This is a genomic window from Streptomyces sp. PSU-S4-23 (assembly GCF_055632315.1).
On sequence record NZ_JBVMUU010000002.1, the window covers coordinates 7,395,808 to 7,421,202 of the forward strand.

Annotated in this window: 19 protein-coding genes and 1 pseudogene; 16 read left to right on the forward strand and 4 right to left on the reverse strand. The window is 70.1% G+C overall.

Features of this window, described 5'->3' with window-relative positions; genetic code table 11:
* Positions 1-119 precede the first annotated feature (119 nt).
* The 12 genes from ACZ79I_RS33455 to ACZ79I_RS33510 all read left to right on the forward strand — a co-directional run bounded on the left by ACZ79I_RS33455 (position 120) and on the right by ACZ79I_RS33510 (position 8,670).
* Entirely contained in the window at positions 120-1,460 is a 1,341-nt protein-coding gene (locus ACZ79I_RS33455) for an NAD(P)/FAD-dependent oxidoreductase (RefSeq protein ID WP_471502501.1), read from the forward strand.
* The gene (locus tag ACZ79I_RS33460; protein WP_471502503.1) at positions 1,457-3,304 is read left to right on the forward strand and encodes a transketolase; all 1,848 of its coding nucleotides are present in this window, start codon (positions 1,457-1,459) and stop codon (positions 3,302-3,304) included. Before ACZ79I_RS33455 ends, ACZ79I_RS33460 begins: the two co-directional genes overlap by 4 nt.
* Positions 3,305-3,427: 123 nt before the next feature.
* Entirely contained in the window at positions 3,428-3,775 is a 348-nt protein-coding gene (locus ACZ79I_RS33465; protein WP_471502505.1) for a gas vesicle protein GvpO, read from the forward strand.
* A 48-nt stretch (positions 3,776-3,823) separates the two neighbouring features.
* Positions 3,824-4,252, forward strand: coding sequence for a gas vesicle structural protein GvpA (locus tag ACZ79I_RS33470; protein WP_471502507.1), 429 nt, complete (start codon positions 3,824-3,826; stop codon positions 4,250-4,252).
* Positions 4,249-5,037 (forward strand): GvpL/GvpF family gas vesicle protein, encoded by a 789-nt coding sequence (locus ACZ79I_RS33475; protein WP_471502509.1) that lies wholly within the window; start codon positions 4,249-4,251, stop codon positions 5,035-5,037. The genes ACZ79I_RS33470 and ACZ79I_RS33475 overlap by 4 nt, the downstream gene beginning before the upstream one ends.
* A 3-nt stretch (positions 5,038-5,040) precedes the next feature.
* The gene (locus ACZ79I_RS33480) at positions 5,041-5,304 is read left to right on the forward strand and encodes a gas vesicle protein GvpG (RefSeq protein WP_471502511.1); all 264 of its coding nucleotides are present in this window, start codon (positions 5,041-5,043) and stop codon (positions 5,302-5,304) included.
* On the forward strand, positions 5,301-5,945 hold the full coding sequence (locus ACZ79I_RS33485; protein WP_471502513.1) for a DNA primase: 645 nt from the start codon (positions 5,301-5,303) through the stop codon (positions 5,943-5,945). Before ACZ79I_RS33480 ends, ACZ79I_RS33485 begins: the two co-directional genes overlap by 4 nt.
* Positions 5,946-5,947: 2 nt before the next feature.
* Positions 5,948-7,048 (forward strand): SRPBCC family protein, encoded by a 1,101-nt coding sequence (locus ACZ79I_RS33490; protein ID WP_471502515.1) that lies wholly within the window; start codon positions 5,948-5,950, stop codon positions 7,046-7,048.
* Positions 7,045-7,410 carry a gas vesicle protein gene (locus ACZ79I_RS33495; protein ID WP_471502517.1) on the forward strand — a complete coding sequence of 122 codons (366 nt, stop codon included), beginning with the start codon at positions 7,045-7,047 and terminating at the stop codon, positions 7,408-7,410. Before ACZ79I_RS33490 ends, ACZ79I_RS33495 begins: the two co-directional genes overlap by 4 nt.
* Positions 7,407-8,183: a GvpL/GvpF family gas vesicle protein gene (locus ACZ79I_RS33500; RefSeq protein ID WP_471502519.1), complete on the forward strand. Its 777-nt coding sequence runs from the start codon at positions 7,407-7,409 to the stop codon at positions 8,181-8,183. Before ACZ79I_RS33495 ends, ACZ79I_RS33500 begins: the two co-directional genes overlap by 4 nt.
* The gene (locus tag ACZ79I_RS33505; RefSeq protein ID WP_471502521.1) at positions 8,180-8,374 is read left to right on the forward strand and encodes a gas vesicle protein; all 195 of its coding nucleotides are present in this window, start codon (positions 8,180-8,182) and stop codon (positions 8,372-8,374) included. Before ACZ79I_RS33500 ends, ACZ79I_RS33505 begins: the two co-directional genes overlap by 4 nt.
* On the forward strand, positions 8,371-8,670 hold the full coding sequence (locus ACZ79I_RS33510; RefSeq protein ID WP_471502523.1) for a gas vesicle protein K: 300 nt from the start codon (positions 8,371-8,373) through the stop codon (positions 8,668-8,670). The genes ACZ79I_RS33505 and ACZ79I_RS33510 overlap by 4 nt, the downstream gene beginning before the upstream one ends.
* 262 nt (positions 8,671-8,932) lie before the next feature.
* Here the strand turns inward: ACZ79I_RS33510 and ACZ79I_RS33515 are convergent, their stop codons facing one another.
* Complete coding sequence (locus ACZ79I_RS33515; RefSeq protein ID WP_471502525.1) at positions 8,933-12,073, reverse strand: DNRLRE domain-containing protein; 3,141 nt, start codon at positions 12,071-12,073, stop codon at positions 8,933-8,935.
* A 551-nt stretch (positions 12,074-12,624) separates the two neighbouring features.
* Between ACZ79I_RS33515 and ACZ79I_RS33520 the strand changes: the two genes are divergently transcribed.
* The 4 genes and pseudogenes from ACZ79I_RS33520 to ACZ79I_RS33535 all read left to right on the forward strand — a co-directional run bounded on the left by ACZ79I_RS33520 (position 12,625) and on the right by ACZ79I_RS33535 (position 22,420).
* On the forward strand, positions 12,625-20,466 hold the full coding sequence (locus ACZ79I_RS33520) for a ricin-type beta-trefoil lectin domain protein (protein ID WP_471502527.1): 7,842 nt from the start codon (positions 12,625-12,627) through the stop codon (positions 20,464-20,466).
* Between the two features lie 155 nt (positions 20,467-20,621).
* Positions 20,622-20,990 carry a hypothetical protein gene (locus ACZ79I_RS33525; protein ID WP_471502529.1) on the forward strand — a complete coding sequence of 123 codons (369 nt, stop codon included), beginning with the start codon at positions 20,622-20,624 and terminating at the stop codon, positions 20,988-20,990.
* 178 nt (positions 20,991-21,168) lie between these two features.
* Positions 21,169-21,390 (forward strand): annotated as a pseudogene (locus tag ACZ79I_RS33530) (helix-turn-helix domain-containing protein); the annotation flags it as partial.
* Positions 21,391-21,463: 73 nt separating this feature from the next.
* Complete coding sequence (locus tag ACZ79I_RS33535) at positions 21,464-22,420, forward strand: IS481 family transposase (RefSeq protein WP_471502531.1); 957 nt, start codon at positions 21,464-21,466, stop codon at positions 22,418-22,420.
* A gap of 279 nt (positions 22,421-22,699) precedes the next feature.
* Here ACZ79I_RS33535 and ACZ79I_RS33540 read toward each other — a convergent pair whose 3' ends face one another.
* The 3 genes from ACZ79I_RS33540 to ACZ79I_RS33550 form a co-directional block, all read right to left on the reverse strand.
* A complete protein-coding gene (locus tag ACZ79I_RS33540) occupies positions 22,700-22,870 on the reverse strand; it encodes a hydrophobic protein (RefSeq protein WP_471502533.1) in 171 nt (56 codons plus the stop codon).
* 42 nt (positions 22,871-22,912) lie between these two features.
* The gene (locus ACZ79I_RS33545) at positions 22,913-23,728 is read right to left on the reverse strand and encodes a class I SAM-dependent methyltransferase (RefSeq protein WP_471502535.1); all 816 of its coding nucleotides are present in this window, start codon (positions 23,726-23,728) and stop codon (positions 22,913-22,915) included.
* Between the two features lie 138 nt (positions 23,729-23,866).
* The gene (locus ACZ79I_RS33550; protein WP_471502537.1) at positions 23,867-25,357 is read right to left on the reverse strand and encodes a phosphatase PAP2 family protein; all 1,491 of its coding nucleotides are present in this window, start codon (positions 25,355-25,357) and stop codon (positions 23,867-23,869) included.
* Between the last annotated feature and the right edge of the window lie 38 nt (positions 25,358-25,395).

The following is a 25,395-nucleotide window of genomic DNA, read 5'->3' on the forward strand; positions in this document are numbered from 1 at the left end:
GAAACGCCGGGGCGGGGCGTTTGGGCGCCCTGGCCAGGGGGACGCGGAAGGTCTCCACGGGTGGCGTCCGCGCGCCCGCCGGGCAGACGACGTACGTGTGACCACGCCGGAGGCGAATCGTGAGTCGACCCCGCATCCTGATCGTCGGAGCCGGTTTCGCCGGGTACCGGACGGCCCGCACCCTGTCCCGGCTCACCCGGGACCGGGCCGAGATCACGATCCTCAACCCCACGGACTACTTCCTGTACCTGCCCCTGCTGCCCCAGGTCGCCGCGGGCGTGCTGGAGCCGCGGCGCGTCACCGTCTCGCTCACCGGCACCCTGCGCCGTGTCCGCCTGGTGCTCGGCGAGGCGGACGGAGTCGACCTCGACGCACGCACCGTGCACTACCGCGACCCCGAGGGCCGCGGCGGCACGCTCCCCTACGACCGACTGGTGCTCGCCGTCGGCAGCGTCAACAAGCTGCTGCCGATCCCCGGCGTCTCCGAGCACGCGCACGGCTTCCGCGGACTGCCCGAGGCGCTGTACCTGCGCGACCACGTGACACGCCAGATGGAGATGGCCGCCGCGGCCGACGACCCCGGGAGCTGCTCCGCCCGCTGCACCTTCGTGGTGGTCGGCGCCGGCTACACCGGGACCGAGGTCGCCGCGCAGGGGAAGCTGTTCACCGACGCCCTCGTGCGCAAGCAGCCGCTGCGCGAGGGCATACGGCCCCGCTGGCTGCTGCTGGACATCGCGCCGCGCGTGCTGCCCGAGATGGACGAACGGCTGTCCCGCACCGCCGACCGGGTGCTGCGGCGGCGCGGTGTCGACGTGCGGATGGGAACCTCCGTGAAGGAGGCCACCCACCGCGGAGTCCTGCTGACCGACGGCGAGTTCATCGACACCCGCGCCCTGGTGTGGTGCGTCGGCGTCCGGCCCGATCCGCTCGTCGGGAGCCTCGGCCGGCCCCTGGAGCGCGGACGGCTGCTCGTCGACCCGTACCTCCAGGTGCCGGGCCATCCCGACGTGTTCGCCTGCGGGGACGCGGCCGCCGTACCCGACCTGGAGAAACCCGGACAGCACACCCCGATGACCGCACAGCACGCCTGGCGGCACGGCAGGATCGCCGCCCGCAACGTGGCGGCCTCCCTCGGCATCGGCTCCCGCCGCGCCTACCGCCACCGCGACCTGGGCTTCGTGGTGGACCTCGGCGGCGCGCAGGCGGCCGCCGATCCGCTCGGCGTCCACCTGCCCGGGCCGCTCGCCGCGGCCGCGGCCCGCGGCTACCACCTCGCAGCGATGCCCGGCAACCGGGTGCGGGTCGCCGCCGACTGGCTGCTGGACGCCGTACTGCCGCGCCAGGCCGTGCAGTTGGGACTGGTGCGTTCCTGGTCCGTGCCGCTGGACACGGCTTCCCCCGAACTGGCCCGTGTGCCCGGACCTCCCGATCCGTCGTCCGGCCCGGAGGAGAACCCATGAACACCCGTCACATCACCGATCTCGCCCGGCAGCTGCGCGTCGACAGCGTCCGCGCCGCCGCGGCCGCCGGATCCGGACACCCCACCTCCTCGATGTCCGCGGCGGACCTGATGGCCGTGCTGCTGGCAGGCCACCTCCGCTACGACTTCGAACGTCCCGCCCATCCCGCAGGCGACCGCTTCATCCTCTCCAAGGGGCACGCCTCACCCCTCCTCTACGCCGCCTACAAGGCCGCCGGAGCGATCAACGAGACCGAACTGCTCACCTTCCGCAAGCTCGGCAGCCGTCTGGAAGGGCACCCCACGCCCCGCCGGCTGCCCTGGGTGGAGACGGCCACCGGCTCGCTCGGCCAGGGGCTGCCCGTCGGTGTCGGCGTCGCCCTGGCCGGGAAACGGCTCGACCGGACCGGCTACCGCGTCTGGGTGCTGTGCGGCGACAGCGAGCTGGCCGAGGGATCGGTGTGGGAGGCCGCCGAGCACGCCGGATACGAGCACCTCGACAACCTGGTCGCCATCGTCGACGTCAACCGGCTCGGGCAGCGCGGACCCACCCGCCACGGCCATGACCTCGACGCGTACGCACGCCGCTTCAAGGCGTTCGACTGGCACACCGTCGAGGTCGACGGGCACGACGTCGAGGCCGTCGAGCGTGCCTACGCGGAGGCCGAGTCCACCGTCGGCCAGCCCACCGCGATCATCGCCCGCACCCTCAAGGGCAAGGGTGTCGCCGCGGTGGAGGACCGCGAGGGCCTGCACGGCAAGCCCCTGCCGGACGCCGAGGAGGCGATCGCGGAACTCGGCGGCGTACGGGACGTGCGCGTCGAGGTGCAGCCGCCGCCGGCGGCCCGCATGCTGCACACCGTGCAGGGCGGTCACCTGGAGCTGCCGCGCTACGACATCGGCGACGAGGCCGCCACCCGCGACGCCTACGGGCAGGCGCTCGCCGCGCTCGGGGCCGCCCGCGGCGACGTCGTCGTCCTCGACGGCGAGGTCGGCGACTCCACGCGCGCCGAATACTTCGCCAAGGAGCATCCCGACCGCTACTTCGAGTGCTACATCGCCGAACAGCAGATGGTCGCCGCCGCCGTCGGCATGGCCGCGCGCGGCTGGCTGCCGTACGCCTCGACGTTCGCCGCGTTCCTCACCCGCGCCCACGACTTCGTCCGCATGGCCTCGATCAGCGGCTCCGGCATCAACCTCGTCGGCTCCCACGCGGGCTGCGCCATCGGCCAGGACGGGCCCTCGCAGATGGGCCTGGAGGACCTCGCGATGTTCCGCGCGGTGCACGGGTCGACCGTCCTGTACCCGTGCGACGCCAACCAGACCGCCCGGCTCCTCGCCGCGACGGCGGGCCTGGAGGGCATCCGCTATCTGCGCACCACACGCGGGAAGACACCCGTCATCTACGGGCCGACCGAGGAGTTCCCGGTCGGCGGCAGCAAGGTGCTGCGCGCGTCCCCCGAGGACCGGCTCACCCTCGTCGCCGCCGGAGTCACCGTCCACGAGGCGCTGCGTGCCGCCGACGCCCTCGCCGCGCAGGGCATCCGGGTCCGGGTCGTCGACCTGTACTCGGTCAAGCCCGTCGACCGCGCCACCCTGCGCGAGGCCGCGGACCGCACCGGCTGTCTCCTCACCGTCGAGGACCACCGCGAGGAGGGAGGACTCGGCGACGCGGTCCTGGACGCCTTCCTCGACGGCCGCCCCGTTCCCCGCCTGGTGCGGCTCGCCGTCCGTACGATGCCGGGCTCGGCGACGCCCGCCGAGCAGCTGCACGCGGCGGGCATCGACGCCGAGTCGATCTCCGCCGCCGCCCGGCTGCTGGTCGAGCACGCCGTCGTGCCGTGACCGGAGGGAGCGACGTGCCGGCTACCCAGCGCAGTCGGCCGATCGCCGAGAGTGAACGGTCAGGCGAACCCGGCTTCGCGTGTTTGTGCGGGTGAGGCTGGGCACTCGGCGTACGAGGTCGCCATGACGAACACATCACGTACATCGCATTCACAGGACTCCCCCGAGCAGTCGGAGAACGGCGCGGCCGAGCGCCGGCCGAACTCGATGGAGGTGCTGCGCCGGGCGCGCGCCCAGTTCGAGGAGCTGACCGGCCTGACGCCCGAGTCCGTGTCGTCCTTCGAGCGCACTCAGGACGGCTGGGCACTGGACATCGAGGTCCTGGAGCTCGCCCGGATCCCCGACACGATGAGTTTGCTCGCGAGCTACGAGGTCGAGCTCACCTCCGACGGTGAGCTCACCGGATACCGGCGCGTCCGGCGCTACGAACGCGGGAGGGCCGACACGCATCGGCCGGGCGGTCACCAGTAGACCGCCCCCGCCCACATCACGAACGACAGACAAGGAGGAGCGGTCGACATGACCGTTGTCCCGGCACAGCAGGCCGTGGGAGGCGGCGGCTCCAGCGGACTGTACGACGTCTTGGAGCTCGTCCTCGACCGCGGGCTCGTCATCGACGCGTTCGTCCGGGTTTCCCTGGTCGGCATCGAGATTCTGAAGATCGACGTACGGGTCGTCGTCGCGAGCGTGGACACCTATCTGCGCTTCGCCGAGGCGTGCAACCGGCTCGATCTGGAGGCTGGTCCGCACAAGCCTCCGGGGCTTCCCGACATGGTCGGCGAGATCACCGAGTCCGGCGCGCGAGGCAAGTCGAAGGGCGCCCTCTCCGGCGCCGCGGAGACGATCTCCGACGCCTTCAAGCAGGCCCGTGAGGAGAGGCAGTCCGAGGAGCGGCCGCGGCCGCGCAGGACCTCGTCCGCCCGGCGCAGGGAGGAGGAGCAGGAATGAGCACCTACGTCTACGGCATCGCCTCGGCCTCGCACGCCTCGCTGCCCCAGGACATGGACGGGGTCGGTGACCCGCCCTGCCCGGTCAGGATCCTGAAGGCGGGTGAACTCGCGGCGATCGTCAGCGACGCCCCCGAAGGGCTGCGGCCCAAGCGCAGGGACCTGCTCGCCCACCAGAACGTGCTCAGCGCGGTGGGCGAGAACGGCTCCCTGCTGCCCATGCGCTTCGGCAGCGTGGCCCAGGACGACGACGCCGTCACCCAGGTGCTCAGCGAGCGCGCCGAGCACTACCTGGAGCGGCTGTCCGCCCTGGACGGCAGGGTCGAGTACAACCTCAAGGCCAGCCACGACCAGGACGCGGTGCTGCACCTGGTGATGGCCGACAACCCGGAGCTGCGCGCCCTCGCGGAGGCCACCCGGAAGGCGGGCGGCGGAAGTTACGACGACAGGCTGCGGCTGGGCGAGATGGTCGCCGGGGCCGTGCAGGGCCGTGAGGCGGAGGACGCCGCCGAACTCCAGCGCCGTCTGGAACCGGCCGCCGAGGCCGTCAGCGTGGGCCCCGAGTCCACCGGCTGGCTGGCCAACCTGTCCTTTCTGGTGCCCCGCGACTCCGCCGAGGAGTTCCTGGCGGTCGTGGAGGAGGTCCGCAAGGACCACCCGCACCTCGAACTGCGGCTCAACGGGCCGCTGCCGCCCTACAGCTTCGTCGAGCCCGGCCCGGCCGAGCCCGCCGTGACCACGACCGGCACGGCCACCACGACCGGCACGGGCACGGGTGAGGAGTGACCCATGGGACTGCTCACGGAGGTCGTGCTGCTGCCGTTCGCACCGGCGCGCGGCAGTCTCTGGGTGATCAGACAGGTGATGGCCGAGGCCGAACGACAGTACTACGACCCGGCGACCGTACGGGCCGAACTCGCCCTCCTGGAGCGTCGGCTCGAGGAGGGCGAGATCACGGACGAGGAGTTCGACCGCGAGGAGGACGTACTCCTGGACCGACTCGAGATCGGTCTGGGCGGTACATCGGGAACCGGCGACGGGACGACATCATGAACCGAACCGCACTCGGCCTCGCCGTAGGGGCCGGATACGTCCTCGGACGTACCAAGAAGATGAAGATCGCCCTCGCCCTGGGCTCGATGGTCGCAGGAAAGCGCGCGCAACTCGGCCCACGGGCGCTGGCGGACCTGGTCAACCAGCAGCTGCGGAACAACCCGCAGATCAAGGAGGTCGGCGACCAGCTGCGCCAGGATCTGCGCGGCGTGGGCAAGGCGGCCTCCGGTGCGCTGGTCGAGCGTCAGATCGAGGGTCTCGCCGGCCGGCTGCACGACCGCACCGAGCAGGCGCGGGGCCGGCTCTCCGGTGCCGTACCGAAGAAGCCCGACCTGTCCGGCGGCCGGGAGCGGCGCGAGGAGGGCCGGGCCGGTGAGGAGACCGAGGCGCCCGGCAAAGAGGTGACCCGGGACGAGGAGGCCCCGTCGGGCACCGGGGCCGGGGCCCGCAAGCGGCCCGCACGGAAGGCGCCCGCCCAGCAGGGCGCGGGCACGAAGCCCGCCGCCAAGAAGACCACGAAGGCCACCAAGAAGGCCCCCGGGAAGAAGGCCCCCGGGAAGAAGGCCCCCGCGAAGAAGACCGCCGCGAAGAGCGACGCGCGTCGCGCCGTCCGCGGGACGGCGGGGGAGAGGAGGCGGTGACGATGACCGACACCATCGGTTCCGCGACCGACAAGGCCAGGGGCGGACTCTCCCAGGTCGCCCGGAGCGAGGCGGTCGACCATCTGAAGTCGGAGCTGCAGGGCTATGCCGCCGTCCAGGCCGAGCGGATCTTCGCCGGTCTGGGGCGCAAGCTCGGCGAGACCACCGTCAAGCTCAACGACATCGCCGAGGGCAAGAGCCCCGGCTTCGCCGCACTCGCCCTGGAGGGCGGACGCAAGCTGGTCGAGGGCAAGAGTCCGCTGCGCGCCGTCATGGAGACGGGCATCGGCCGTGCCAAGGCCGGCGTCGGCGAGGCCCTCAAGAACATCACCGGCGGCGGGAAGAAGCGCAAGGGCAGAGGGGGCAGCAAGCCCACCGTCATCATCGAGTCCGTCGATGTCGGCGTGCCGGTGCGCACCGCCTACGACCAGTGGACCCAGTTCCAGGACTTCAGCACCTTCGCGAAGGGCGTCAAGAGCGCGAACCGCGCCGACGACGTCACCTCCGACTGGCAGCTGAAGGTGTTCTGGTCCAGCCGCAGCTGGAAGGCCCACACCACCGAGCAGGTGCCCGACGACCGGATCTCCTGGACGTCCGAGGGCGCCAAGGGCACCACCAAGGGCGTGGTCTCCTTCCACCCCCTCGGCGAGAACCTCACCCGCGTGCTGCTGGTGATGGAGTACTACCCCAGCGGCTTCTTCGAGAAGACCGGGAACATCTGGCGTGCTCAGGGCCGCAGGGCGCGGCTCGACCTCAAGAACTTCGCCCGCTTCATCACGCTGAAGGGCGAGGCGGAGGACAGCTGGCGCGGAGAGATCCGCGACGGCGAGGTCGTCCGTACCCATGAGGACGCACTCGCCGAGGAGGAGGAGACCGAGGAGGAGGCGCCCGAGGCCGAGGAGAACGGCGAGCCCGGCGAGGAGGAGCCCGAGGAGGAGTACGAGGACGAGGAGGAGCCGGAGGAAGACGAGGAGGACGAGGAGGAGGAAGACGAGGAGGAGCCTGAGGAGGAGTACGAGGACGAGGAAGAGCCGGAAGAGGAAGAAGAGGAATACGAAGGCGAGGAAGAGGACGAGCGGTCGGCCTCCGGGAGCCGGCGATGACGACGGCGAGCAGGCTGCCCGATCCCTACGGGGGACCCAGCAGCGGCTCCAATCTCGCCGACATCCTCGAACGGGTGCTCGACAAGGGCATCGTGATCGCCGGCGACATCCGGATCAACCTCCTCGACATCGAGCTGCTCACCGTCAAGCTGCGTCTGATCGTCGCCTCCGTCGACAAGGCGAAGGAGATGGGCATCGACTGGTGGGAGGACGACCCGGCGCTCTCGACCCGCGCCCGGCGCGACGAACTCTCCCGGGAGAACGCCGAGTTGCGCGCCCGTCTGGAGCGGCTGGAGGGCACCCGCGGCGAGGAGCAGCTCGAAGGCGCGCGGCCGGCGCGGCGCAGGAAGGAGTCACCGTGACGGCCCTCCGGTACGCCTACGCGGTCTGCCGTCCCCTCGCCGCCCCTCTCCAGGCGCAGTTGACCGGGGTGGCGGGCGCTCCCGCCGGGCAGCTGGAGCACCGGGGGCTCGTCGTCGTCCTCAGCAGGGTCCCGGCGGAGGACTTCGCCGAGGAGCCGCTCAAGGAGCACCTGGAGGACCTGGAGTGGCTGACCGCCACGGCCCGCGCCCACCAGAACGTCGTCGACGCGCTCACCGCCGTCACCACTCCGCTGCCGCTGCGGTTGGGCACGGTGTTCCAGGACGACAGCGGCGTCCGCGTGATGGTCGAGGAGCACGAGAAGGAGTTCCGGCACGCCCTGGACCGGCTGGACGGGCGCGTCGAATGGGGGGTCAAGGTCTACGCCGGCAACGGTGAAGAAGGACCGACGGAAAGCGCTGCGCCCACCGCGAGGCCCGCGTCCGGACGCGATTATCTCCGGCAACGTCGTAGGCGTACCGTGGCTCATGAGGAAATGTGGCAGAAGGCTGATGAATTCGCGCGCCGACTGCACGACGTGCTTTCCGCGCACGCCGAGGATTCCCGACTGCACGTCCCGCAGAGTGCCACGCTTTCCGGTGCCTCGGGGCGCAACGTGCTCAATGCGGCATATCTGGTGCCGCGGGCCCGTTCGGAGGAATTCGTGGAATTGGTGGACCGCACCGGGGACGACGCCCCGGGAATCCGGGTCGAGCTCACCGGCCCCTGGGCGCCCTACTCCTTCACCGGGCTGACGACGGAGGGAGCGGCGTGAGCGCCGTCGAACACCGGGAGATCGCACTGGTCGACCTGCTCGACCGGCTGCTGGCCGGCGGGGTCGTCATCACCGGTGACATCACCTTGCGGATCGCCGACGTCGACCTCGTCCGCATCGATCTGAACGCGCTGATCAGCTCGGTCAACGCCCAGGTCCCCTCGCCCTGGCCGGAGGCCACAGGACCATGACCGACAGGACGCCCGGCACGCCGCGCAACCGGCTGGACCTGGAGCCCGACACCGTCGAACGCGACCTGGTCAAGCTGGTGCTGACGGTCGTCGAACTGCTCCGCCAGCTGATGGAGCGGCAGGCGGTGCGCCGGTTCGACACGGGGGAGCTGACCGAGGAGCAGGAGGAACGGATCGGACTCACGCTGATGCTCCTGGAGGACCGCATGGCCGAGCTGCGGGACCGTTACGGACTGCGGCCCGAGGACCTCAATCTGGACCTCGGGCCGCTCGGACCGTTGCTTCCGCGCGACTGAGAGGTGGATCCCCGAGCCCGGATCGGCGGACCTGACGCTGAAGGGCAGCGTGAGCGGCAGCTTCACGCTCACCGACGCCGAGGGCACCGTCATCCCTGGCCTTCCTGGTCGCGGGGTTGTGGCGGGGTTGTGGCGGGGTTGTGCCGGGCGAGCCGGCGGCCGGTCACCGGCCGCCGACCGGTGACCGGAGGCGGGAACGGCCGGGCCCCGGTCACCCGCAGGGGGTGGCCGGGGCCCGGTGGGGAGCGTCACCGCGGCTGCGTCAGCCGAGGGCCTTGACCGTCCTCCAGTCCAAGGACAGGACGATCTTCACGGGTGCGTTCGTGTTGGTCCTGGACGGATAGTAGATCCGCATCTGGCCGTCGGTACCGAAGCGCGCCCAGAGGTCGGGGATGCCGTCCTGGTTGACATCGGGGATGCCCAGGACCGTAGACACGTTGGTGTCGGTCCAGTTGGTGCCGTAGGACACGTCCCCGTTGAGGGAGTTGGCGGCCAGCTTCAGCGATTCGAGGTCGACGCTGCCGCTGACGGAGCCGGGCTTGCCGTGGCGGACGTACATGGTGCCGGTGTCCATGTTGCGCCACAGCAGGTCGGGTGTGCCGTCGCCGTTGATGTCGGCGATGTTGACGATGTCCCGGCGGGCCCAGGCGGTGCCCTCCATCAGCGTCGCCGTCTGGAAGGTGGCGCCGGTGTAGCCGGACAGCGTCCAGAAGGCGGTGCCGGCCCGCAGGACGAGGTCGGGGAGCTTATCGCCGGTGATGTCGCCGACGGCCTTGATCTGGGTCCAGGTCGAGGGCGCCGGGGCGTTCGAGGGCAGCCGGACCTTCAGCCGCTGGTCGACGTCGAAGCTGCCGTAGCCGTCACCGGGGTAGAGCCAGAAGCCGCCGTCGGGGGTCACGGCGAACATGTCGGTGGAGCCGTCGCCGGGGTAGGTGTCCTGGAAATGGGTGATCAGCGCGGCCTTGCCGGTGGCCGGGTCGTACCAGTGGTTCGCCGGGTCCACGTGCTTGTTCGCGTCATAGGAGGCGGCCAGGCACGCGTACAGCTCGCCGCCCTCACTGCCGACGCAGTTGCGCAGGTTGCCGTTCGCATCCACGATCAGCAGGTCGGGCATGTTGTCACCGCCCGTGTCACCGGGGCCGTCGGCCTTGTCGCGCGGCGGGACGTAGAAGTTGTAGTCGGATCGGACGCTCTGGTTTCCGAACGCGTCGTAGGCGTACACGTTCAGCCAGTTGGGGCCGGCGTGCGCCGGGGCCATGTTCGGGACGGTGGCGACGCCGTTGGCGTCGGCGGTCACCTCGGTGGCGTTCAGGCCGTCGATGGTCCACTTGAACTTCGTTGCGCCCGGGGAGGTGAACGTGACCGAGCCCGTCAGGCCGAACTTGATGCTCGACCAGGTCTGGCCGTCGGAGGTGGCCCGTGGGAAGTCGGTGCTCTCGATCTCGGGCTGCGGCGGGGCGCTGGCGTCGATGGTGATCCGGCAGGGCTCGGTGCCGGGCGGGAAGTACGAGGAGACCAGGCCGCCGGAGTCCTCGGCGCGCACATCCCACGAGTAGGTGGTCTTGTCGTCCAGCGGGAAGGTGGTGGGGATGGTCAGCGTGGCGGTTCCGCTGGAGTTCGGGGTGACCAGGGTGCCGGACGGGACGGTGCCGCCGGTCGGCCAGAAGCGGAAGCGCAGCTTGCTGAGGTTGCCGTCGGGGTCCTTGGCGTTCGCCGACAGCACGATGTTGGTCTTGCCGACGGTCACGCCCGAGCCGCCGGGCGAGCAGGCGCCGCCGGGGGTGGACTTGCCGCCGGTGGGCTCGTACGGCTTGCGGTTGTAGACGACCTCCAGCGTGGCCGAGGTGGCCCCGAACTTGCGCCAGGTCTGGGTGTCGGACTCGCTGGTGGCGCGCATGCCGAAGGTGATGGTCGACCAGCCGTTGGTCGCGGCCTTCTGGGCGGCGGCCTTCACGTTGAACGCCTCGTACTCGTCGGGGCAGGAGCTGGAGGACCAGCCGTGCGCGAACGACTTGCGCTGCAGCTCGTCGGACCAGCTCGGCTGCTTGTTCCACGTCGTGCCCGAGGAGATGGAGCCGGTCAGCCAGAACTGGAACTCCTTGGCGGTGCAGGACCAGGAGTGGTTGTTGAGCACCTTGAAGGTCGCCGACGAGATCGTCGCGTCTCCCAGGTTGTCGTCGTACTTCATCCGCCAGAAGGAGCGGGCGGTGCCGCCGGTGTCGCTCTCGTGGCCGACGCGGGCGTCGGAGGTGCCGGAGCTGAAGTTGGTGCCGTCCCAGAAGCTGGTGTTCGGGTACGGCTTGTACGCCACCGTCCACGCCAGCCAGCCGCTGTTGAGCGTCGGGTCGACGAACACCGGGAAGCGGACGTTCTCGTCGGTGAACAGGCCGGTCTCGCCGACCCTCAGGTCGAGGCGGGCCGTGCCACTGCGGTCGCCGGCCAGCTCGATCGGCATCGGGGCGCTGTGGGCGCCGGGCTCGATGCCGCTCAGGCCGGACAGCTTCAGCACGTCGGCCGGTGTGGCGACCGAGGTGCGCGGCGTGCCCCGCCCCTCGGGGAGTTCGGGGTCACGGCCGCTGGAGTCCCAGGCGAACGGCGTGGGGATCGAGCCGAGTTCCTTGCCGGCCTTGTCCAGCACCAGGACACGGCCGGCGGCTCTGTCGTACCGGAACACGGCCGTCTGGGAGCGCAGCCCGTACGACACCGTCGCGAGGGCCTTGCTCTGCGCGGCCTTTCTGGTCTTGACGATGAGCAACTGCGCGAAGCCGCCCTCCTCGCGGGCGACCACGAGCAGGTCGACGTCCGGCAGTACTTCCGGGTAGAGGGCGCGGGGCCCGTCGAGCACCGGTTCGGGCAGCCTGCCGGGCCAGGTGTAGGCGACGGTGTGGCCGTCGATGTCCACCTCGGCCAGTACGGTGTCCTGCGCGGCCTGGCCGGCGGTCAGCGGCCGGCGCGCGTACGAGCGGTCGGCGCGGGCGGTGCTGCCCGGCGTACCGCTGGAAAACCGCACCGGGAGCGCGGGGTTGACCGGCCGGACGCCGAGACCGTCGGCGGTGTCGTCCGTGCGGCGCAGCCGGTTGTCGATCGGCGCCCACTTCCCCTCGGCGTTCTTCGCACGCTGCGGAAGGGCGGTGATCCGGGTGCGCAACTGTCCGTCCGGCCGGGCCCAGGTGAGGGAGGTGGCGGTGGTCGCCGTGTCGACGACGACCGGCTTTCCGGTGCGCCGGGCCTCGGCCGCGGCGGCGGACTCGTCGCGGGGGGCGGTCGCGGCCTGCCGCGCGCCGGTCGCCTTGTCGGCGCGCGGTGCTGACGGCCCATCAGGATGCCACCAGGGCAGCAGGGCAGTGGTCAGAGCGGCCAGGACCAGGCCCAGCGTGAGAGCCAGCCTGGTGCGCGTGCGCACGAAAGGACTGAGGTAACGAGGCGGCGCGGACACGGCGTCGGTCAACTCCCGTGTGGACCAGGCGGATGGGGACAGCACGGACAGCCCCGGTCGGCAGGCCGCGGGGCGTGGGCGCGCACACGATCACATGGTTTGCACATGCCGTCTACATATGAAGTCTTTATGAAGATGTGATGGAGCATTGGGGATCCCTTGACCATCCGTCATGCATGCCCGCACTTACGCCTTTTGACCACCTGTTGTGCGTGGGTGAGGCCGCGCTTTCACCATGTTTCACATGAGGTGATCAAAGCAGATGGTCTGATCACATATATCCCGTGATGTACATCACATGTTGTCTCGCCCGCTCCATCTTCCCGATCTTGAAGTGTGTGGCGCTCATGACAGAGAGTGCGGGCACGCATGCGCCTGGAGTGGCATGTGCTCTTTGTTCGCATCGCCTGGGGTGGGAGTCGACGACGCGTATGCGTGTTCAAAGTCCACTGGCATGGCTGGGACCAAGACGCCCGGCCAGGACGGAGTCGGAACGGCGGCGCCGGCGGCAGGGCCGCGTGGCGACCGTCCTGGTGCTGGTCTCGGCGCTGACGGTGACCAGCCTGAGCGCGCAGGCATGGGCGATCCCGGGCCCCGGTATGAGCCGCGAGGAGGTCAAGCTCCCCGACCTGCCGAAGGACACCGTGGTCCAAGGGGACGCGGAGGCCGAGAAGAACCTCACGACCGCACCCGAGGTGCCCGTCGACCCGTACGCGCCCGTCGCCGTCACCCCCTGGACCGGGAACAGCGGCACCGCGACCCTGACCTCGACCACCGCGCCGGGCACCACGGTGCCGGTCAGCAACGGCCTGCCGGTCGCGCTCGGCGTGCCCGTCGGCACCGACCCGGCCGCGATCGACGGTGACTGGACGGTCGCCCTGGCCGCGCCGACCGCGTCCCAGGACGCCGATGTCTCCGGCCTGATCATGCAGGTCACCCCGCCTGCCGACGCCGACCCGGCCGCGCAGGTCGCGATCGACGTCGACACCAGCGGCTTCGTCGACCTCTACGGCCCCCAGGCCGCCCGCCGCTTCGGTCTCGTCCTGCTGCCCGACTGCGTCCTGACCTCCCCCAACAGCGGTGACTGCGCCGCGGGCAGCGGTGTCCAGACCATGTCGGTGAAGACGGGTGCCCGCCATGCCGAGCGGCTGCGCAGCACGGTGCGGGAGGTGCCCGCGAAGAAGGCGCCCACCAGGTCCACCGCCGCGAAGAAGGCCAAGACCCGCACGATCCTGAGCGGTTACGTCCCGGTCGCCGACCTGCTGGACGGCACAGCCGGTTCGACGACGTCCGGCACCTCCGCGCGCACCGCCTCGTTCAGCGGCCAGGACGTCCTCCCGGCCGTCGACGCCTCCGGTCCGCAGGTCATCGGCGCCATGGACACCGGCGCCTCCGCGTCCGGCGACTACACCGCGACCCCACTGCTGTCCTCCGGCTCCTGGGCGGCCGGCTCCTCCTCCGGAGCCTTCACCTACTCCTACGACGTGCAGGTGCCGGAGACCGCCGGCGGCCTGATGCCCAAGGTGGCGCTGGGCTACTCCTCGCAGTCGGTCGACGGGCGCACCTCCGCAACCAACAACCAGGCATCCTGGATCGGCGACGGCTGGGACTACAACGCGGGCTCCATCACCCGCACCTACGCCAACTGCCGCGAGGACTCCAAGAAGTCCGGTTCGAACAACGCCACGCACCGCACCGCGGACCTGTGCTGGGGTTCGAACAACGCCACCCTGTCACTGGGCGGCATGACCACCGAGCTCGTGTGGGACGACACCCAGGGCAAGTGGTTCACCGCCAACGGCGACGGCTCCAGGGTCGAGCAGATCAAGGACCCGGCGACCGGCAACGGCGCCAAGGACGGCGAGTACTGGGTCGTCACCACCCGGGACGGCACCCGCTACCACTTCGGCCTGCACAAGCTGCCGGGCTGGAGCGACAACGGCACCGCGGCCGACGACCCGGTCACCGACTCCGTGCTGACCGTGCCGGTGTACGGCAACCACCCGGGCGAGCCCTGCTACAAGGCGGGCGACTGGCCCGGCTCGTGGTGCACCCAGGCATGGCGCTGGGGCCTCGACTACGTCGAGGACATCCACGGCAACGCCATGTCCCTGTGGTGGAAGAAGGAGCAGAACTACTACGCCCGCAACTTCGACTTCAAGGCGCCGGTCGTCTACGACCGCGGCGGCTGGCTCAGCCGCATCGACTACGGGCAGCGCAAGGACAGCGTCTTCTCCGCGACCGCCCCGGCCCGCGTCAGCTTCACGGTCGCCGAGCGCTGCTTCGACGAGGGAACGCTGACCTGCTCGGACGCCAACTTCACCGACAAGGACCCGGGCAAGTACCGCATCTGGTACGACACCCCGGCCGACCTGAACTGCGAGTCCGCCGCCACCTCCGGCCGCAAGTGCTGGAACCCCGGCCCGTCGTTCTGGACCCGCAAGCGCCTGACACAGATCCAGACCTCGGCGCAGCGCCGCACCGACACCAGTGCCCGCCAGGTCGTCGACCGGTACGTCCTCACACAGAGCTTCCCGGTCCTGAGGAGCGGCCCGAGCCTGAACACCGCTCTGTGGCTGGAGTCGGTCCAGCGCACCGGGTACGCCCGCAACGGCAGCACGGACGCGAGCGTCACCCTCAACCCGGTGCGCTTCGAGGCGAACGCGGAGGACATGCCCAACCGGGTCGTGCGGCCCGCCGACCCGCGCCCCGGCTTCTCCCGGCTGCGCATCGCACGCGTCATCAACGAGTACGGCGGCGAGACCGTCGTCACCTACAAGGCGCCCACCGGCGACTGCGCCACCGGCACCAACCTGCCCGGCAAGACCGACACCGCGGCGCTGAAGTCCAACACGCGCCTGTGCTACCCGATGTTCTGGAACCCCGACCCCGAGGTCGAGGACATCGACTGGTTCCACAAGTACGTGGTGGACTCCATCGAGGAACTCCCCAACGTCGACGGCGCGTTCGCCACCAAGACCGGCTACACGTACCAGAGCCCCGCCTGGCGGCTCGCCGAGGCGGAGTTCACCAAGAAGTCCACCCGCACCTACTCGCAGTTCGCCGGGTTCGAGCAGACCACGGTGATCACGGGCGTCGACGACCCGGCCATCGGCAGCAGGAAGTCCAAGTCCGTCACCCGCTACTTCCGCGGCATGGGCGACACCGTCCCGGTGACGGACATCACCGGCGCCGAGATCGCCAGGGACTCCGAGCCGTTCGCCGGCCGCATCGCCGAGGAACTCAGCTACGCGAGCGCGGACGCGGCGGACACGGACTGGCTCTCCCGCAGCGTCACCGTCCCGGCCGCCACCGAACTGGCCAGGCGCGACCGCGACGACGGCCTGAGCCCGCTGCGCGCCTGGCGCGTCACCGAGCCCGACGAGACCGCGTACACCAAGTCCTCCGGCACCAACAGCGACGACACCCGCACCCAGCGGACCGTCAGGACCCACACGACCTACGAGTCGACGTACGGTCTTCCCACCCTGGTGGAGTCGCTCGGCGACACCGGTAGGACCGGCGACGAGTCCTGCACCAAGCTGGAGTACCTCCACCACACCGGCAAGAACCTGATCGGCCTGACCAAGCAGGTCCTTCTCTCCCCGACCACCTGTGTGAACGCCGACTTCGCCGACCTGCCCACGCTCAGCGGCGCCACCCGCACCGCGTACGACGGCCAGGCCTACGGCACCGCGCTCGCCTCCACCACGCTCGGCGAGGCCACCGAGTCCTGGTCGCTGAACGGCGCCGGCACCGGCTTCCAGTCCGCCGGCACCAGCGAGTTCGACGCGGTCGGCCGTGTCGTCAAGCAGACCGACCCGGACGGCAAGTCCGGCACGATCACCTACGATCCGCCCACCGGGCAGGTCTTCAAGGTCACCCAGACGAACGCCCTCGGCCACACCCAGATCACCGAGCTGGAGCCGGGCCGTTCGACGACCCTTACCACCACGGACGCCAACGGGCACGTGAGCGAGGCGAAGTACGACCCGCTGGGCCGCCTGCTGGAGGCATGGGGCGCAGGCCGCACCCCGTCGCCCTCGTCCGTGCCGGACTTCCGGGCCGTCTACACGGTCCCGGTGTACGACCCGGCGAACCCGGACCGCAAGCCGCCGTACGTCACCACCTACACCCGCGGCCACGACGACCGGGTCGAGACCTCCGTCACCCTCTACGACGGCCTCGGCCGCGAGCGGCAGACGCAGGAGGAGGCCGACGGCAGCGCCGGCTACCTGATCACCGACACGCTGTACAACAGCTCCGGCGAGGTCTGGCAGACCAACAACGCCTACCTGACGGACGAGGCCAAGCCGGGTGAGCTGTTCACCCCGCTCGCGGACACGGCCGTCCCCAACATCACCCGCTACACCTACGACGGCCTCGGCCGCGTGACGGAGGAGACACCCGTCCTCAAGGTCGAGGACCCGCTGACCCACGAGGCCACCTCGCAGCCGGTCCCGGCACGGGCCACCCGCTACGAGTACGGCCAGGACTGGTCCAAGGTGATCAACCCGGAGGGAGCCTCCTCCTACCGGGTCTACACCGACGCGCTCGGCCGCACCTCCCGGGTCGACACGTTCAACCCGCAGGCGCCCGACGGCTTCACGTCGATGCGGTACTCGTACGACGCCGTCGGCCAGCTGGTGAAGGCGACCAACTCCGCCGACACCGCCCACCCGTGGACGTGGACGTATGACCACCGCGGCCGGACGCACACCGCCACCGACCCGGACACGGGCACGACGACGACCACGTACGACACGTTCGACCGCCCGCTGACCACGACCAACGCCCGTGGCGTCACGGTCTGGAACGGCTACGACGCGCTGTCGCGGCCGACGGAGCAGCGCCTGGACGACGCCACCGGCACCCTGCTGGCGCAGTTCGGCTACGACACGGCCCCCGGCGGCAAGGGCATGCCGGCCACCGCCACCCGCTACACCGACGGCGAGGCCTACACCCAGAGGGTCGACGGCTACACCGAGGACTACCAGCCGACCTCGACCACGCTCACCCTGCCGCTCCTGACGGCCAGCGCGTGGGGTCTGCAGCAGTCGTACACGTACGGCTACACGTACGACGACACGGGCCTGCTGGAGGAGGCGTCGCTGCCGGCGGTGGGCCGCTTCGACGCCGAGAAGCTCGTCGTCCGCTACAACAAGGACGGCAAGCCGCTCTCGATATCCGGCAAGGACTGGTACGGCGCGGAGACGGTGTACGACTCCTACGGCCAGGTCCTGCGCTCCACGCTCGGCGCGCAGCCGTACCGGGTGTGGACGCAGAACTCGTACGACGAGTCCAGCGGTGAGCTCAAGGACCAGTCGGTCTACCGCGAGCAGGCCGGCGACCAGAGCGTCGTCGGCGGCAACCTCGTCTCCAACCGGTCCTACACCTACGACCCGGCGGGCAACGTCACCTCGATCCAGGAGCACTCCACCGGGATCGCGGAGCGGCAGTGCTTCGCCTACGACCCGCTGGGCCAGTTGAAGACGGCCTGGACCTCGGCGGACCAGACCTCCTGCACCGGCCCGAAGAACGGCGACGGCACGCTCAACGTGGCGGCCGGCACGGACAACTCGGGCTACTGGCAGGAGTACGAGTACGACCTGCTCGGCAACCGCACCAAGCTGACCGAGAAGGACCTCACCGGCGCCACCGCCAAGGACGCCACGACCACCTACGCCTACGGCAAGGCCGACGGCACCCAGCCGCACACGCTGACCACGGTGTCCAAGACCTACACCACGCCGGCCGGCGCGCAGGTCACGGCCGAGGCGCAGCGCCTGTACGAGCTGACGGGTGAGACCAAGTCCGTCACCTCCCTCCAGAACGGCGACAAGCAGGAGCTGACCTGGACGTACGACGGCAAGGTCGACCGGATCAAGGGGCAGGGAGCGGGCGGGAAGACCCCGTACGTGGGCCTGGCGGACAAGTGCCTGGACCTGAAGTCGGGTCTGGCGGCCGCAGGTCAGCCGATGCAGCTGTACTCCTGCAACGGCACGGTGGCGCAGAGCTGGCGCTTCAGCCCGACGCCGGGGGCGACGCAGACCGACCCCGACCGGGGCACGCTGAACGTCTACGACACCTGGTGCCTGCAGCCCGCCGCGAACACGGCCGGCTCGGCGCTCCAGCTGCAGAAGTGCGACGGCTCGGCCGCCCAGGAGCTGCGGCGCAACACCTCCGGCCAGCTGACCCACATCGCCTCGGGCCTGTGCCTGGCGGTGCAGGGCGCCAACTCGGCGAACGCGACCCCGATCGTGCTGGCCGCATGTGACGCCACGAAGGCCGAGCAGCAGTGGGCGGCGCAGAACGACACCCGTCACATCTACGGGCCCGACGGCTCCACCCTGCTGACGATCAAGGGCAAGCAGGCCACGCTGCACCTGGGCGATGCCGAGGCCACGGTCGCGTCCGGCGGCGTCCTGATCAACACGCAGCGCACCTACTCGGTGCCCGGTGGCGCGGTGATGCGTTACGCCTACGGCACGGGCAGCGCGCAGCTGGTGGCGCTGGCCGGCGACCATCAGGGCAGCACGTTCGCCGAGGTCGGTCTCAAGGAGACCATGCCGGTGCGGATCCGCAAGCAGGATCCGTTCGGCAACCAGCGCGGCACGGACACGGTCGGGGAGAACGTCCAGAGCCACACCGGTTTCCTGGGCGCGACGCGGGACGACGCCTCCGGCTTCCAGCCACTGGGTGCCCGGTTGTACGACCCGGTGGTGGGCAGGTTCCTGTCCGCCGACCCGGTCCTCGACCTGAACGACGTCCTGCAGTCCAACGGCTACGCCTACGCGCACAACAACCCGGTGACGATGTCCGACCCGTCGGGCCTGTCCATCGCGCTGACCGCGTCGGAGCGGGCGGCGGCGCTGGCGGGCGCGGGTCTGTCGCCTGCGCAGGTGGCGCAGGCGCAGGCCATGATGGGCAAGTCGCTGACGTCGGTGATCCTCGCCGTCGCATGGGAGACGCTGAAGGACTTCATCGGCATCAACGACGCGATGGCCTGCTTCGGCGGTGACATGTGGTCCTGCGTGGGCATCGTGGTCGACGCGATCCCGTGGTCGAAGCTGGGCAAGATCCCGTCGGTGATCAAGGCGGTGAACCGCACGATCAAGGCGGTGGAGGCCTTCCGTGCGGCGAAGAAGGCGGCCGAGGTCGTCCTGAAGGCGGCGAAGGCGGCCGAGGCGGCGGCCCTGCGGGCGAAGAAGCTGGCGATCGAGCGGGCGAAGAAACTGGCCGCGCAGAGAGCCAAGAAGAGAGCGGCCGAGGCAGCCAAGAGAACATCCGACCGGGCGGTCAGCGCGTCGAAGAAGACGGGCAACTCGGCCCAGAAGCAGGCCCAGGCCAAGGCGGCCCCGAAGGTCTCGTCGCACAGCTCCGGCGGTGGCGGCAAGGGCGGCGGTGGCAGCGGTTCCAAGCCGGGCGGCTCGTCGGGTGGGTCCTCCAAGAGCAACGGCGGCTCCAGCGGAAGCGGGGGGTCGGGCAAGGCCGACGGCGACGGCGGTGGGACGTGCAACAGCTTCGTCCCGGGCACCAAGGTCCTCATGGCCGACGGCACCACGAAGCCGATCGAGAAGGTGAAGACCGGCGACAAGGTCGTCGCGACCGACCCGAAGACGGGCGAGCGGCGCGTCGAGACGGTCACGGCCGAGATCAAGGGCCAGGGCCTGAAGCACCTCGTCAAGGTCACGATCGACACCGACGGCAAGAAGGGCACCGAGACCGCCCAGGTCACCGCGACCGACGGCCACCCCTTCTGGGTCCCCGAACTGCGCGCCTGGATCAAGGCCACCGACCTGAAGGCCGGCCAGTGGCTGCAGACCAGCGCGGGCACCTACGTCCAGATCACCGCGATCGAACGCTGGACGGCCCAGGAAGCCGCTGTCAACAACCTCACCGTCGGTGACGTCCACACGTACTATGTGCTGGCGGGCGGCACGCCGGTCCTCGTACACAACTGCAACAGCGTCGCACTCGGATTGCGAGAGGAGGGAGATCTTCGGAACTTTGCCGACAGCAATGGGCATACGCACTTCCTCGACCAGTCGCGTGAAGACGCGCTCGCTTCTGTCAGAGAGGTTGCCCATGAACAGCCCTCTACACGGCTTCACATTGTCCTCGATGGGTTCCACATGGCTAACGGCAAGCCTGGAACTTTGCAGGACGTATTCGAAGATTTCTACAAAGAGGGACGAGTCGGCGGTAACTGGATCACGACTCAGCGTGAGATGAATATCGTTGGCGAGTCGGTCAGGCTCGGCAATAGATCATGGGATTCGATCACCTTCTGGCACGGAGGTGCGGACGTGACTGATCAGCTGAGGATGCCTGACTTCAGTGCCTTGCGTGGCGGATAGACGTTCGTCCCTCCAGGGGTCCCGGGGGTGAGATAGCGTATGCATCGCATCCTCGGGATCCTTGCTCGCCAAGTTGCCAGTGGCGGGAGGCAGCAGGTGGATGGCAGGTAGCGCATCTTCAGCATGGCGACTCGCCACGCTGCTCGCAAGAAGTGGTGGAGCTCATTATGGTGCTAGCCGGTTGGGATCGCGATTTCAAGGTCTGGGGCTACGCATTCAGCTACTCGCAGTTGCTCTTGCGGAGCACACCCAAATTCGATCAAGATCTGCGGGTCGACGTTCTGTTCTCCAACGTCAGGCACATGAACATTCCGACACGAATTTCTCGACTATCTATCGAGATTGTCGATTTTGAAGGTGAGCGCGAGCGGCTGGGGATTGACGAAGTTCCGGATGAACCGTTTAGTCTCTTTCTTGTGAATGGAGGGCCGTCTTACGTATTGGCGACCCAGTGCCAGTGGCATGAAGATCGCGAGTGGGTTGACGCGCCTTCACATTTTGGGCCGCTTCGCGGCGTTAGTTAGCTGATTGAAGGCTCTTGTCGTTTCCTTGGGAGCATGCAAGTCAATTTCCTTAATTTACCGAAAGCGGCTCTATCGGAATTGATTCTGGTGGGGCCGCTGTGGTGTCTGACGGCAGTAGTTGCCGCTGAGGCTGAAAGGGTAGGGTGACAGCGGGCGTTGGCGGTGCTACGCCCTGGTCATGAGGTATGCGGATGGCGGTCTGACCGCTGCGGGGCGGGCGAAGCGTGAGGTGGTGCGTTTCGAGGCCGCGGAGATGTTCGAGCAGGGGGTGCGGCCGCCGGAGGTGGCCCGCAGGTTACGGGTGTCGTGGAAGTCGGCGTACGCCTGGCACGCCGCCTGGCGCCGGGGCGGCAAAGCAGCTCTGGCGTCCAAGGGGGCCGGCGGCTTTCCGTGTCAGCTAAGCGATGACCAGGCAGATCTAAAACTGACGATCACCGTTGACACCTGGGTCTCCGATCACTACGGAGATCCACATGCCGAAGTCCATCCCCACCACCCCGCCGCTCGACCGTGAGGCCAAGCGGCGCCTGGCCGTCATACGCCACGTCGAAGAGGTCACCGGGAACGTCGCAATGTCCTGCCGCTACTTCGGGATCAGCCGGCAGGCGTACTACACCTGGTACCGCCGCTACCAGGCCGAGGGCTTCGAGGGCCTGCGCACCCGCTCCAAGGCACCGAAGACGTCCCCGAACGCGACCCACGTCGAGGTGGTCGGGAAGATCATCTACCTGCGGCAGAACTACCACTTCGGGCCCGAGAAGATCGCCTACCTCAAGCGGTACCACGACGTCACCATCAGCAAGTCCGGCGTCTGGCGCATCCTCGACCGCCTGGACATGGGCCGCCTGCCGGCCTCCCAGCGCTACAAGCGCCACGACCGCAGATGGAAGCGGTACGAGAAGCAGCTGCCCGGCCACCGCGTGCAGATCGACGTGAAGTTCATCGAGCCGCTCGCCTCGATGCCCCAGGGCCGCCGCGGCGGCCGCAACAAGTACTACCAGTTCACCGCCATCGACGACTGCACCCGCCTGCGCGTCCTGCGCATCTACCCGACGCTGAACCAGAACACCGCCATCCAGTTCCTCGACCACGTGCTGCAGCGCCTGCCGTTCCAGGTCGAAGTCATCCAGACCGACAACGGCGCCGAGTTCCAATCCGCCTTCCACTGGCACGTGCTCGACAAGGGCATCGCCCATACGTACATCAAGCCCCGAACACCGCGGCTGAACGGCAAGGTCGAACGCTCCCACCGCATCGACGCCGAGGAGTTCTACCGCCTCCTGGACGGCGTCATCATCGACGACGCCGAGGTCTTCAACGACAAGCTGCGCGAGTGGGAGGACTACTACAACTACCATCGCCCCCACGGCGGCCTCGGCGGCCAGACACCCTACGAACGCCTCAAGCAGAAGACCACGACCCAGGCGTAATCAGCGATCGTCAGTGGCACACCGGCCTTCCTGGTCGGCGCCCTTCCCCCTGCAGACAAGCGACGGTGGCTGCGGCCGCAGCGTCGATCTGGTCGTTCTTACGCCGTCCACCGCGGGAAGGTTCGCGCACCCGGCTGGTCGCTGCGGCAGGAGCATCGACGATGCTCTCACCGCGGGCGATGAGCCACTGGGCGAGATGCCGGCCCAGGCCGTGGGCGTTCCCCACCAACCGCCGGCGGTCAGGAAGCCGGCGGTGACGAAGGGCGGATCACCGGTCGGTCACCACCGGTACCAGCGGCCGCGACCTCCGGCCGCCGTCGTGCCGTGTACCAGGAAACCGAGCAGCCAGACGACCAGGACCGCAAGCGCGATCCACCACAGCACCTTCACGGCGAAACCGAAGCCGAAGAGAATCACGGCCAGCAGAAGAACCAGCAGGATCGGAATCATGATGTCAACCTCCTGTCTTCCGGGTTTCCCGAAAAGCAGGAATTAGACGTTCTTTCGGCAGAGAATCTCTCCGTGCAGTACGGAGAACCAGCCGTCCTCCTGCCGCCCCCACTCACGCCAGGCATCCGATGCGGACCGCAGCCCGTCGGTGGTCGCATGGCCACCCTCGGTGGCGCGGTCCGCGTACGCGGAGGCGAGCGTGCGGTCCGCCCACAGCCCGCTCCACCAGGCCCGCTCCTCGGCGGTGGCGAAGGTCCAGGTGCTGGAGGTGGCCGTGATGTCCCGCAGGCCCGCCCGCAGCGCCCATGACCTCAGGCGCCGCCCGGCGTCCGGCTCGCCGCCGTTGGCGCGGGCGACCCGGCGGTACAGGTCCAGCCAGCCGTCCAGGCCCTCGGACGCCGGGTACCAGGTCATCGCGCCGTAGTCGCCGTCACGGGCGGCGATGAACCCCCCGGGCCTGGTGACCCGGTGCATCTCGCGCAGTGCCTGCACCGGGTCACCCACGTGCTGGAGCACCTGATGGGCGTGGACCACGCAGAACGTGTCGTCCGGGTACGGGAGCGCATGCACGTCCGCGACCGCGAAGCCGACGTTGGTGAGCCCGCGGTCGGCGGCCGTGGCCCGGGCCTGCTCCAGGATCTCCGGCGCGCGGTCCACACCGGTCACATGCCCGTCGGGGACCAGCGCCGCCAGGTCCGCGGTGATGGTGCCCGGGCCGCAGCCGATGTCCAGGATCTTCATATGCGGCCTGATCGAGCCGAGGAGGTACGCCGCCGAGTTGGCGGCGGTGCGCCAGGTGTGCGAGCGCAGCACGGACTCGTGGTGGCCGTGCGTGTAGACGGCCGTCTCCTTCGGCATGACCTTCCTCTTTCTCCTCGTCCGGCCCCCGGCGTCACCGGGGGCGCTGCGCACCACCGTAGGCGTTCATGCCGGATAATGAGACCCGCGTCTCGCGATGCGAGCAGAAGGTAGGTCTGCTCGGTGGTGCTCCCGAGATCACCCGGTGGGGAGCGGGCGGTAGACGGTCAGTGCCTGCGGCAGCTTCTCGAACGTCACCTCCCCCTCGACGCGGGTGACTTCGCCGTCGTACGCGAGGAGTGTGCCCGGGGCCACACCGTCGAGGCGCAGGCGCCGCACACGGACCGCCGCGTGCGACGGGGAGCGGGACAACGGGCCCGCCAGGGCGGCGGCGAGCAGCCGGCCGGCGGGACGGCGGCCGCCGTGCACGACCCGCACATCGAGCTGTCCGTCGGCCAGGTCGTAGCGGCGGGCGGGGGCCAGCCCCATGCGGTGGTACAGGCCGTTGCCGGCGAACAGCAGCCACAGCGGGCGGGTGCTGCCGCCCACTTCGACGCGCAGCGGATGACGGTCGGCCCGCAGCACCCGCAGGGCGGCCAGCACACCGGCCGGCCAGCCGCCGATCCGGTGCGCCCAGCGCTCCCGCTCGCGCACCAGCTCCGGATACACCCCCAGGCTGCAGGTGTTGAGGAAGCAGCCGCGGGTCGCGCCCGCGGAGAAACGGCCCACGTCCACGCGGACCGCCTCGCCCCGCTGGAGGGCACCGACCGGCTCGCGGATGTCCTCGATGCCGAGGTCGAGCGCGAAGTGGTTGAGGGTGCCGCCCGGCAGGACGGCGAGCGGGAGGCCGTGGCGCAGGGCGACGTCCGCGGCCGCGTTCACCGTGCCGTCGCCGCCGCACACCCCGAGCACCCGGGCCCGGGCCGCCGCCTTCTCCAACTCGCCGGGCACCTCGGACGGTTCGCACTCGACGGTCTCGGCAGCGGGCAGGGCGTCCCGCAGCGCGCCCATGCGGTCCGCGGTCGCCGCGCCCTTGTTGACGACGACCACGAGTCCCGTTCCGTCGGGCAGCGCGGGCGCGTCCGCGTAGGGGAGGGCCGGCGGCAGCTGGCCTCGGGTCGGGACGAGACCGCGCACGGCGAAGGCGGCGCCCGCGCCCAGGGCCGCGCCCGCCAGGACGTCGCTCGGGAAGTGGACGCCCGTGTAGACGCGGGAGACACCGACGGCGGCGGCGAGGGGGGCGACCGCCGCGCCCCAGCCCCGCGACTCCAGGGCGACGCCCGTGGCGAAGGCGGCGGCCGAGGCGGCGTGACCCGACGGGAACGAGGTGGTGATCGGCTGGTGCTTGAGCCGGCGGACCAGCGGGACCGGGTCCAGGACCGGCCGGGGGCGGCGCACCGTGCGCTTGCCGAGGGTGTTGATGGTGGCGGAGGCGAGCGCGAGGGAGGCGACCCCCCGGACGGCGGCCCGGCGGGCACGAGGGGACCGGGTGGCGGTGAGGGCCGCAGCGGTGGCGAACCACAGGACGCCGTGGTTGGCGGCACGGCTCAGACGCGGCAGGAGCGGGCCCGCGCCGGGCCAGTGACGGGCCGCGATGGCCTCGAACAGACGGCAGTCGGACACGACCAGCCGGTCCCGGAGCGGGTGCCGGCCGGGCGGGCGGAGGGTGAGATCCACGTCTGGGGTCATGGGCTGCGGGTACCCCGCCTCGGGCGAACCGTGCGGGC